Raw genomic sequence first — 10,405 nt, forward strand, 5'->3', positions numbered from 1 at the left:
GATGCAGCAGGCAGATCGCGTTCGCGGGCAAGCGCGCTCCTACAGATGAGTGGGATGCCTGCGATTGCGGTGAGTCAGCCGAGATTAATGCAGCAGGCAGATTGCGTTCGCGGGCAAGCGCGCTCCTACTGAAGAGTGGCTTGCCCGCGATTGCGGTGAGTCAGCCGACATTGATGCAGCAGGCAGATTGCGTTCGCGGGCAAGCGCGCTCCTACAGAAGGTGGCTTGCCCGCGATTGCGGTGAGTCAGCCGACATCGATGCAGCAGGCAGATCGCATTCGCGGGCAAGCGCGCTCCTACAGAAGAGTGGCACGCCGCGAGCGGTCATTTGCGATAGTTGAGAATCAGCAGCGTCAACACCCCCGCGACAATCCCCCAGAACGCCGAACCGATGGAAAACAGCGTCAGCCCTGACGCAGTGACCATGAAGGTGATCAGCGCGGCTTCGCGTTCCTTTGGCTCGTTCATGGCCACGGTCAGGCCGTTGATGATTGAGCCAAACAGCGCCAGCGCGGCAATCGACAGCACCAATTCCCTAGGAAACGCCGCGAACAACGCCGCCAGCGTCGCGCCGAACACCCCCGCGATGGCGTAGAAAATCCCGCACCAGATCGCCGCTGTGTAGCGCTTGTCGCGGTCTTCGTGGGCGTGGGGGCCGGTGCAGATTGCGGCGCTAATCGCCGCGAGGTTGATGCCGTGGGCGCCAAAGGGTGCGGTGATCAGCGAGATGAGGCCGGTGGCCGTGATCAGGGGCGAGGCGGGGACCTGATAACCGTCTGCGCGCAACACCGCGACGCCCGGCATGTTCTGCGAGGTCATGGCGACGACGAACAGCGGAATGCCGATGCTGACGGTCGCAGCGATGGAGAACGAAGGCGTGGTCCATACCGGCATCGCCACTTCCAGGGCGAAGCCGCTGAAGTTCAGCAGGCCGAGCATGCCCGACAGTGCGACACCGACCAGCAAGGTCACCAGCACGGCGTAGCGCGGCGAATAGCGTTTGACGATCAGGTAAGTGAAGAACATGCCCAGCACCAGGCCGGTGCGGTGTTGCGCGGCGACGAAGATTTCGCTGCCGATCTTGAACAGAATCCCCGCCAGCAGGGCCGCTGCCAGTGAAGTCGGCAAGCGCTTGACCAGCCGTTCGAAGCTGCCGGTGACGCCGCAGATGATCACCAGCACCGCGCAGGTGATGAATGCTCCGATGGCTTCGGGATAGGCGACGCCGCCCAGGCTGGTGATCAGCAACGCCGCACCCGGTGTCGACCACGCCACGGTGATGGGCGAGCGATAACGCAGCGACAGGCCGATGCTGCACACCGCCATGCCCATGAACAGCGCCCAGATCCACGAGGAGATCTGCGCGGAGGTCAGCCCGGCGGCCTGACCGGCCTGAAACATCAGCACCAGCGAACTGGTGACACCGGTCATCATGGCGATGAAGCCGGCAACGATGGCGGAGGGCGAAGAGTCGGTCAGCGGTCGCAATGGCGCGAGGGGCACGTCAGTCATGCGGGTCTATCCTTGGCGCAGCGTTGAACAGAGCTGCCAGCCTATACGCAGTGGTCATGCCTCGTTGCAATACAGCCATCGGCGCATTGGTCGGCACAGTTTCGGCCGCAGCCTGAAACCTGGCAGTTCAGCCGCGCGTCATCGTGTTGCCCAGCGCCTGATTCACCGCCATCCAGCCATCCACCGCCTCGCGGCCGGCTTCAGCGAATACCCGTTGCAGCAGCTTGACCTGCTCGCGGCGCAGTGACTCTTCAAATTTGCGGCCCTCGGCGGTCAGCTCCAGCAGGCGCTTACGTTTGTCGTCCTCGGGCGCGACGCTGAGCACCAGCTCCATCTCGATCAACTGTCGCAGCGGCGTGTTCAGCGCCTGCTTGCTTACGCCCAACTTGCCGAGCAGTTCCTTCACGCTCAGGCCCGGATAGCGGGCGATGAAAAACACAATGCGCTGGTGCACCCGACTCAATCCACGACGGTCGAGCATTTCATCGGCCTTGGCGGTGAACGCTTGGTAGCCGAAGAAAAACGCTTCCATGGCAATTTGCTGGGTGGATGAATTTTTAAGGTCAAGCATATTGACGTATCCGTGCGCGGCATCGTAATTTCGGTCAACCAGTTTGACGTATTCCCCTTTCTTTCCGCCAGCGGTGATCCGATGCCATTTTCCGAACGCGTTACCCGTTTGAAGAGTTCACTGATTCGCGAAATCCTCGCCGCCGCCCAGCGCCCGGAGATGATGTCGTTCGCGGGCGGATTGCCGGCCGAAGCCATGTTGCCGAGGAGTGAATGGTCTGACATGCCCCGCAGCATCGGCCAGTACGGCATGAGCGAAGGCGAACCGCAGTTGCGTGAGGCGCTGGCCGCCCAGGCGCGGGCGTTGGGCATCGACTGCGACGCGAGTCAGGTGATGATCGTCAGCGGTTCCCAGCAGACGCTGGATCTGGCCGCCAAGCTGTACATCGACAAGGGCACCGAGATCTTGCTCGAAGCGCCGACCTATCTGGCCGCGCTGCAAATCTTTCAGCTGTTCGGCGCCGACTGCCTGACCGTGCCGCTGCTCGCCGAAGGCCCGGACCTCGACGCGTTGCGCCAGCGCCTGGAGATGCACTCGCCGTCGTTTGCCTACCTGATCCCCACGTTCCAGAACCCGTCGGCGGTGCGTTACAGCGAAACCGCGCGGGATGCAGTGGCGGCGTTGCTCGACGAATTCGGCGTCACCCTGATCGAAGACGAGCCGTACCGCGAGCTGACCTTCGACGGCGGCAGCGCCCGGCCCATCGTCAGCCGCCTGAAGAAAGCCAGCTGGATCTACACCGGTACCGTGTCGAAGACCCTGATGCCAGGGTTGCGCGTCGGCTACCTGATCGCCACGCCCGATCTGTTTCCGCATCTTCTCAAGCTCAAGCAGTCGGCGGATCTGCACACCAATCGCGTGGGGCAGTGGCAGGCGTTGCAGTGGATCGGCAGCGAGCACTACGAGCAGCATCTGCTGGAACTGCGCAGCTTCTATCGCACCCGTCGCGATGCGTTTGAAGCCGCGCTGCAGCGGCACTTCGCCGATCTGGCGGAATGGAACAGCCCACAAGGCGGCCTGTTCTTCTGGCTGACCCTCAAGCACAAGCTCGACACCCGCACCTTGCTCGACAGCGCCTTGGCGCAGAACGTGGCGTTCATGCCGGGCGAGCCGTTTTTTGCCGATCCGGATGCCAACCCGGGGTACCTGCGGCTGAACTTCAGCCACATCGATCCCGAGCGCCTGGACGAAGGTTTGAAGCGGCTTGCCGCCGTCATTCGGCAAACACAGCTTTCACAGGCGGCCTGATACATTACGCACACGCACGACCGGCACGACTGACGGCACACGATTGAAGGGAGAGGGTTGATGTACAAGGTTTACGGCGATTACAACTCGGGCAACTGCTACAAGATCAAGCTGATGCTCAACCTGCTCGGCGCGGAGTACGAGTGGGTGCCGGTGGACATTCTCAAGGGCGAGACCGAGACCGAGGCGTTTCTGGCGAAGAACCCGAACGGCAAGATTCCGGTGCTTGAACTCGAAGACGGCACCTGCCTGTGGGAGTCCAACGCGATTCTCAACTTCCTCGCCGAAGGCACGCCTTACCTGCTGACCGAGCCGCGCCTGCGCACGCAAATGCTGCAGTGGCAGTTCTTCGAGCAGTACAGCCATGAGCCGACCCTGGCGGTGGCGCGCTTCATCCAGTTTTATCTGGGGCTGCCGGAGGAGCGAATGGAGGAATACCACTCGCTGCACCGGCGCGGTAACAAGGCCCTGAAAGTCATGGAGCAGCAGTTGCTGCGCACGCCGTTTCTGGTGGGCGACAGCTTCTCCATCGCCGACATCGCGCTGTACGCCTACACCCATGTGGCCGATCAGGGCGGCTTCGACTTGGCGCAGTTCCCGGCGATTCAAGCCTGGCTCGCGCGGGTCAAGCAGCAGCCGGGTTACGTCGGCATGCTGGATTGACATTTGGCGTTGTTCACTGAAAGGAGATGAGACATGCAGTACAGGATGATCGCGGTGGGAATGTTGATGGCGCTGGGCATCGGTTGCTCGGCCCAGGCCCAGGACTGCGACGCCAATCAGGCGTCGATGAATCAATGCGCGGGCCAGGAATACAAGGCGCTGGACGCGGAATTGAACACCCAATACAACGCGCAGATGAGCTATCTGAAGACGCCGGCGCGCAAGAAAGCGTTGCAGGAGGCGCAGAAGAAGTGGATCTCGTTCCGTGACGCCGATTGCCAATATCAGGCCGGCAAGCGGGAGGACGGCGGGAGCATGTGGCCGTTGGTGCAGGCGCAATGCCTGTCCGCGCAGACCAAAGTGCGGGTTGAGCAATTGAAGGCGTATACGGCGTGTCGCGACGAAGGCTGCCCAAAGTGAATGCAGGCCCTCTGGAGGAGCGCGCTTGCTCGCGAATGCGGTGGGTCAGGCGCGTGGATGTCGCAGCTGATATTTTTCGCGGGCAAGCGCGCTCCTACAGGTGATCTCGACGACATCCGGAATCTTCGGCGTACGCGTATTCTGTGGGAGCCGGCTTGCTGGCGAATGCGGTAGGTCAGGCACGTGGACCGGCACAGGCTGATATTTTTCGCGGGCAAGCGCGCTCCTACAGGTGATCTCGACAACATCCGGAATCTTCGGCGTACACGTATTCTGTGGGAGCCGGCTTGCTGGCGAATGCGGTGGGTCAGGCACGTGGATGTCGCAGCTGATATTTTTCGCGGGCAAGCGCGCTCCTACAGGTGATGTGATTCACACTGAGGCGAACCGCTTCTCCAGGTAATCAACGATCACCTTCGATTCATACATCCACACCGTCTGGCCTTCTTCCTCGATCCGCAGGCACGGCACCTTGATACGGCCGCCGCCGCTGAGCAGCGCCTGGCGGTCCGGCTCGTTGTTCTTTGCGTCACGAAGGGCCACGGGCACGTTCAAACGGCGCAGCGCCCGGCGGGTTTTCACGCAGAACGGGCAGGCGTGAAACTGATACAGCGTCAGCGCTTTCGCCGACGCCTCGACGGCAGCCTGGGCTTCGGGAGAACGCTTCTTCTTGCTCGGCCGGGTCAGGAAATCGCCCGCGATCACGAGCTGGCCGAGGCCGACTCTCACTGCTTTCATCAACACGCTAAAACCTCACTCGGCGGCACGAACCGCCAGACAGCCGCAGCCTGATGCTGCGGCCTTCAGGACGCCGGGATCACTTGATCAGGCTGAGAAATTCGGTGCGGGTTGCGGCGTTTTCGCAGAATTCACCCAACATCACCGAGGTGATCATCGACGAATTCTGCTTCTCGACGCCGCGCATCATCATGCACATGTGCTTGGCTTCGATGACCACCGCCACGCCCAGCGCGCCGGTGACCTGCTGAATGGCTTCGGCGATCTGGCGGCTGAGGTTTTCCTGGATCTGCAGACGACGGGCGTACATGTCGACGATGCGCGCGACCTTCGACAGGCCCAGCACTTTGCCGCTCGGGATGTAGGCGACGTGGGCCTTGCCGATGAAGGGCAGCAGATGGTGTTCGCAGAGCGAATACAGCTCGATGTCCTTGACCACCACCATTTCGCTGTTGTCGGAGCTGAACAGCGCGCCGTTGGTGACTTCTTCGAGGGTTTGCTCATAGCCGCGGCAAAGGTACTGCATGGCTTTGGCTGCGCGTTTCGGGGTGTCGCGCAGGCCTTCGCGGGAGACGTCTTCGCCGAGTTGACCGAGGATGGCGGTGTAGTTCTGTTCCAGAGTCACAGGGGTGTGTTCCGTGTGGGTTCAAAAAACGCAGGGTTGCGGGCCTGCAAAGGCGCACATAGTAGCGTAGCTGGACGCGCAGGGGTACGGCAGGCGGCCGAGACGCCTGCGGCATGGCGCCGCCGTGGCAGTGTCAGTTGACCTTTACCCAACCTTTACCGAGGGGATATGTCGGAATGTGTCGGCGTGATGTCTGAAGTAACGGGTGACAGATGCCCGGATGAAGAGAGTGCTTATGATGCTTAACCGAATCGCGAAAATCGCATTGGTGATTGCCCTGGCGTCGTCGGTTTCGGGGTGTTTTTTCGGACCGGGTTGGGGTCGCCACGGCGGTGGCTGGCACGAACACCGTTACTACGACGGTGGCCCATACGATGGCGGGCGGGGTGGTTATGGCCCTGGACCCGGACCGGGTTACTACCGCCGCTGATTGTTACTGAACATTTGAGCGCACCAAGCACAGGCCGCGACGGGAACACCCATCCCTCGCGGCCTTTTTGTGGGTGGCTTCGTATCGGGTTCGGTACCTGATCGGTACCAAACCACGACGCGGATTCACAGGCGCGCGCTGTCTGAAGCAGCAGGTGATGAATACCTGTAGTCAAGCCCGCTTTGAGAGAGAAATCGAAATGTTGAGTCGTATAGCGAAAGTCGCGATGGTCATCGCGGTGATGTCAGCCATGTCCGGATGCTGGCCATTCTGGGGGCCGGGCGGGGGAGGCCACGGCGGGCACGGCGGCGGTGGCGGCGGTGGACACTATGAAGGCGGTGGCCCGGGTGGCGGCGGTGGCGGTGGTCCAGGTCCTCGTTGATGTGATGGCGCTCTTCAATCGGCTGGACAGCTGATTGAATGAACGCTGCAGAATCCGTAGGAGCCGGCTTGCTGGCGAACGCGTTGGGTCAGTCGATATTTGCGTTTCTGATTCACCGCGTTCGCCAGCAAGCCGGCTACTGCAGGGGGAATTCGCTCGGGCAAGCCACCCACGGCAACCTGGGCACAACGGCAAGGCCTGCCTTACTCATCACGCCCTTCCATCATGGTCCGCTTGAGGATCACGTACACCGCACCGGCGCCGCCATGCTTGGCGATGCACGACGCAAATCCCAACACCTGCTGATGCTGACGCAACCAAGTATTGACGTGGCTCTTGATCATCGGCCGCTTGCCATCCAGCCGCACGGCCTTGCCGTGGGTGATGCGCACGCAACGCACTTCAAGTTTTGCCGCCTCGGCCAGGAATTCCCACATCGTCTCGCGCGCCATTTCGACGCTCATGCCGTGCAGGTCCAGGCTGCCTTCGAAGCTGATCTGCCCCAGCTTGAGCTTGCGCATCTGGCCTTCCTGCACCCCGTCACGGGCCCAGTACAGCGTGTCCTCGGGGCCTACATCGATCACGAACTGGTCTGACAAACCATCAACGGTGATCGTCGCGTCGGAGCGCACGGTGGCGGCCTGACGCAATTTGGCCAGGTTCTTACGGTCGGTTTTGGGTTTTCCTACGTCCGCATGTTCAGTCTTGATCGGCTTTACGCCGCGAATCTCGCTTCTGAACAGGGAAAAATCGTCGTCTTGCATGGTGGTCTCCGCGAAGGGGGCCAGTTTAACCGCGTCACGCCAGAATCGGCGCGACTATCGATGATTAAGACGATCGATGATTAAACGGCAGCGGATGACGCGAAGGTCAGTCGTGTTTCTTCATCAGATGGGGAGACATATTGAGTTCACCGGCACGACGACGGCGGCGGCGACTGCGGCGCCAGAACCAGACGCCGACATACAGCATCAGCAAACCGACAATCACCGTCACCACGGCGCCCGCCGGACTGGCGTTGAGTTCGCCCAGCGCGACCGGGTTGCCGATCAAACTGGCCACGCCGGCCATTGCCAGCAGTACGCCAGCGGTGGCCAGAACGGCCGAAAACGCAGCAATAATGCGCATCCGCCAGCTGCCCTGGCCCTTGGGGCGCAGGCGACGGGCATCAAAACCATCGGATATCTTCATTCCGATTTCCTCTATAGGTATCGGCGCTCTGACCAGCACAGGGTGGGGGGGTTCCCGCCTGGCCAGGTTTCAGGGGCATCACGGGTCGATAACGGATAGGCGGTCAGGTGAACAAGATCACCTTGCCTGAAGACTGCATTTGTACGCCTTTTCTACAGGAACTGCCGGAAAATGATCCGCGCGAGGGGCATGCGCAGTCAGCTCGGTCGCAACAGCTCCTGTTGAGCGAGGAATCAGATCAGGTTTTCGGTCAGCGCCAGTTTGGCGAAGTTGTCGTTCATGATTGCCATCTCCGCCTGCTGCACCAGCTCGGCTTTGATCACGCCGCTCGGGGTGGGCAGGTCGCGGGTGGCGCAGGCGTCTTCAACCAGCGTGCAGCGAAACCCGTAATCCTTGGCCGCGCGCACGGTGGTGCTTACGCTGGAGTGGCTCATGAACCCGCAGACCACGAGGTCCAGACGGCCACGGCTTTCCAGCAGGCTGTGCAGGGTGGTGCGGTCGTCGGTGGAGACCGTGCCATTCAGCGCATTCGGCAGGCGTTTTTCGATGATGATTTCGTCACCCTGAGGCTGCAATTCGGGGACGAATTGCCCACGCTCGCCTTGGGGGTCGAACATGCCGCCGACGGTGCCCAGATGGCGCACGTGAATGATCGGCGACTTCGCTGCACGCGCTGCGGCAACCAGTTTGACGATGTTATTGATGGCGTCCTGAACGCCGGTCAGGGCCAGGGGGCCGCTGAGGTATTCCTTCTGCGCATCGATGATGATCAGGGTGGCATTACTCAATGTCGCCGCTGCGTATTCGCGGCCACTGAGTTGAAACATGGTCTTTGGACCAGTGTTTGAAACAGACATCGGGGGGGCTCCTTCGAGTGGGGCTTTTGCCACATTGTCCACTGGCAGAGCGATTCTGTGAATCGCCATGCTCACAGACCTCGCTTTTTTGCCGGGCTTCAAGCCGTCGAGCAGGTCGCGGTTGCTGTCATAGTGCCTGCAAAACGAGTCAAAGACTGCGGAAAGTTTTGCGCATGGCTGCCGCGCCCGGTGCGGGATCGTTTGTTGCGTGGATGGCTGATAGAATCGCCCGTCGTTTTTTCAAGGAGTCTGCCGTGATCACTTCCCGCCTGCGCACCCTGCGCGATCATATCCGTTGGGCTGTCAGCCGTTTCCACGGGGAAGACCTGTTTTTCGGTCATGGCACCGACAACGCGTGGGACGAGGCTCGCCAATTGGTGCTCGGCGCACTGCACCTGCCGTGGGAAATCGCCGACAGTTACCTGGACTGCAACCTTGAAGAAGAAGAGCTGGTTGCGGTTCAGCACCTGATCAAGCGACGTATTGAGGAGCGCGTGCCCACCGCGTATCTGCTGGGTGAAGCCTGGTTCTGCGGGATGTCATTCATCGTCGACGAGCGCGTGCTGATTCCGCGTTCGCCCATCGGTGAACTGATCGAGCAGCGTTTCACGCCCTGGCTGGCCAGCGATCCGGCACGCATTCTTGACCTCTGCACCGGCTCCGGCTGCATCGGCATCGCCTGCGCCGACGTGTTCCCCGACGCTGAAGTGGTGTTGGCCGATCTGTCGTTCGAGGCACTGGAAGTGGCGAATCAGAACATCGAGCGCCATGGCGTGGATCAGCGGGTGTACACCGTGCAGGGCGATGGTTTCGACGGTCTGCCGGGTCAGCGTTTTGACCTGATCGTGTCCAACCCGCCGTACGTCGATGCCGAAGATTTCGCCGACATGCCCGACGAATACCAGCACGAACCGGAGTTGGCGCTGGCCTGCGGTGACGATGGATTGAATCTGGTGCGGCGCATGCTGGCCCAGGCTGCGGATCATCTCAACGAGAAGGGCTTGTTGATCGTGGAAGTCGGCAACAGCCAGGTTCACGTCGAAGCGCTGTACCCGGAAGTGGATTTCGCCTGGCTGGAGTTCGAGCGTGGCGGCCACGGGGTGTTCATGCTGACGGCAGAGCAGTGCCGCAATCATCAAGACGTCTTTGCAGCGCGGATCTAATCAGGTAATCGGCGGGCCTCTTCCCGGCTAAAGCCGGTCCTACTATGGATACGCGGTCAACCAGTGGGACCGGCTTCAGCCGGGAAGGCGTCGGCATTCACACCGCACATCTGATGGCGAGCACACCGGCCTCTTCCCGGCGAAAGCCGGTCCTACTATGGATACGCGGTCAAATAGTGGGACCGGCTTCAGCCGGGAAGGCGTCGGTCGTTACACCCTAAATCTGATTTCGAACACACGCGCCTCTTCCCGGCTAAAGCCGGTCCCACTATGGATACGCGGTCAAATAGTGGGACTGGCTTTAGCCAGGAAGGCGTCGGTCGTCACACCGCAATGCTGATGGCGAACATACCGGCCTCTTCCCGGCTAAAGCCGGTCCCACTATGGATACGCGGTCAAACTGTGGGACTGGCTTCAGCCAGAAAGGCGTCGGTCGTCACGCCGCAAATCTGATGGCGAACGCACGGGCCTCTTCCCGGCGAAAGCCGGTCCCACTATGGATATGCGGTCAAACAGTGGGACCGGCTTGAGCCGGGAAGGCGTCGGTCGTCACACCGCAAATCTGATGGGGAGCACACCGGCCTCTTCCCGGCTAAAGCCGGTCC

11 protein-coding genes are annotated in these 10,405 nt (G+C 61.2%); 4 read left to right on the plus strand and 7 right to left on the minus strand.

Annotation, left to right across the window (positions count from 1 at the left end):
- Positions 1–324: 324 nt before the first annotated feature.
- Both BMY98_RS23655 and BMY98_RS23660 read right to left on the minus strand, forming a co-directional pair.
- Positions 325–1,512: a benzoate/H(+) symporter BenE family transporter gene (locus tag BMY98_RS23655; RefSeq protein WP_074892801.1), complete on the minus strand. Its 1,188-nt coding sequence runs from the start codon at positions 1,510–1,512 to the stop codon at positions 325–327.
- A gap of 127 nt (positions 1,513–1,639) precedes the next feature.
- The gene (locus BMY98_RS23660; RefSeq protein WP_074892802.1) at positions 1,640–2,083 is read right to left on the minus strand and encodes a MarR family transcriptional regulator; all 444 of its coding nucleotides are present in this window, start codon (positions 2,081–2,083) and stop codon (positions 1,640–1,642) included.
- Positions 2,084–2,164: 81 nt separating this feature from the next.
- Between BMY98_RS23660 and BMY98_RS23665 the strand changes: the two genes are divergently transcribed.
- Genes BMY98_RS23665 through BMY98_RS23675 form a run of 3 tightly spaced genes read left to right on the plus strand, consistent with a single transcriptional unit; the run spans position 2,165 to position 4,414 of the window.
- On the plus strand, positions 2,165–3,331 hold the full coding sequence (locus tag BMY98_RS23665; RefSeq protein ID WP_074892809.1) for an aminotransferase-like domain-containing protein: 1,167 nt from the start codon (positions 2,165–2,167) through the stop codon (positions 3,329–3,331).
- 60 nt (positions 3,332–3,391) lie between these two features.
- On the plus strand, positions 3,392–3,994 hold the full coding sequence (locus tag BMY98_RS23670) for a glutathione S-transferase family protein (RefSeq protein ID WP_074892803.1): 603 nt from the start codon (positions 3,392–3,394) through the stop codon (positions 3,992–3,994).
- A 33-nt stretch (positions 3,995–4,027) separates the two neighbouring features.
- A complete protein-coding gene (locus tag BMY98_RS23675) occupies positions 4,028–4,414 on the plus strand; it encodes a lysozyme inhibitor LprI family protein (protein WP_074892804.1) in 387 nt (128 codons plus the stop codon).
- Positions 4,415–4,786: 372 nt separating this feature from the next.
- Here the strand turns inward: BMY98_RS23675 and BMY98_RS23680 are convergent, their stop codons facing one another.
- From BMY98_RS23680 to BMY98_RS23705, 5 genes are all read right to left on the minus strand, one after another.
- Positions 4,787–5,152, minus strand: a complete 366-nt coding sequence (locus tag BMY98_RS23680; RefSeq protein WP_074892810.1) for a glutathione S-transferase N-terminal domain-containing protein — start codon at positions 5,150–5,152, stop codon at positions 4,787–4,789.
- Between the two features lie 79 nt (positions 5,153–5,231).
- Positions 5,232–5,777, minus strand: a complete 546-nt coding sequence (gene folE, locus BMY98_RS23685; RefSeq protein WP_074892805.1) for a GTP cyclohydrolase I FolE — start codon at positions 5,775–5,777, stop codon at positions 5,232–5,234.
- Between the two features lie 1,015 nt (positions 5,778–6,792).
- Positions 6,793–7,353, minus strand: a complete 561-nt coding sequence (locus BMY98_RS23695; RefSeq protein ID WP_065989376.1) for a Smr/MutS family protein — start codon at positions 7,351–7,353, stop codon at positions 6,793–6,795.
- 106 nt (positions 7,354–7,459) lie between these two features.
- On the minus strand, positions 7,460–7,780 hold the full coding sequence (locus tag BMY98_RS23700) for a hypothetical protein (protein ID WP_074892806.1): 321 nt from the start codon (positions 7,778–7,780) through the stop codon (positions 7,460–7,462).
- 233 nt (positions 7,781–8,013) lie between these two features.
- Complete coding sequence (locus BMY98_RS23705) at positions 8,014–8,637, minus strand: cysteine hydrolase family protein (protein WP_074892807.1); 624 nt, start codon at positions 8,635–8,637, stop codon at positions 8,014–8,016.
- A gap of 254 nt (positions 8,638–8,891) precedes the next feature.
- Here BMY98_RS23705 and prmB point away from each other — a divergent pair, with 254 nt between their 5' ends.
- Positions 8,892–9,800, plus strand: a complete 909-nt coding sequence (gene prmB / locus BMY98_RS23710) for a 50S ribosomal protein L3 N(5)-glutamine methyltransferase (protein WP_074892808.1) — start codon at positions 8,892–8,894, stop codon at positions 9,798–9,800.
- Positions 9,801–10,405 lie beyond the last annotated feature (605 nt).

It is taken from the genome of Pseudomonas graminis (assembly GCF_900111735.1).
GTDB classification, from domain to species: domain Bacteria; phylum Pseudomonadota; class Gammaproteobacteria; order Pseudomonadales; family Pseudomonadaceae; genus Aquipseudomonas; species Aquipseudomonas graminis.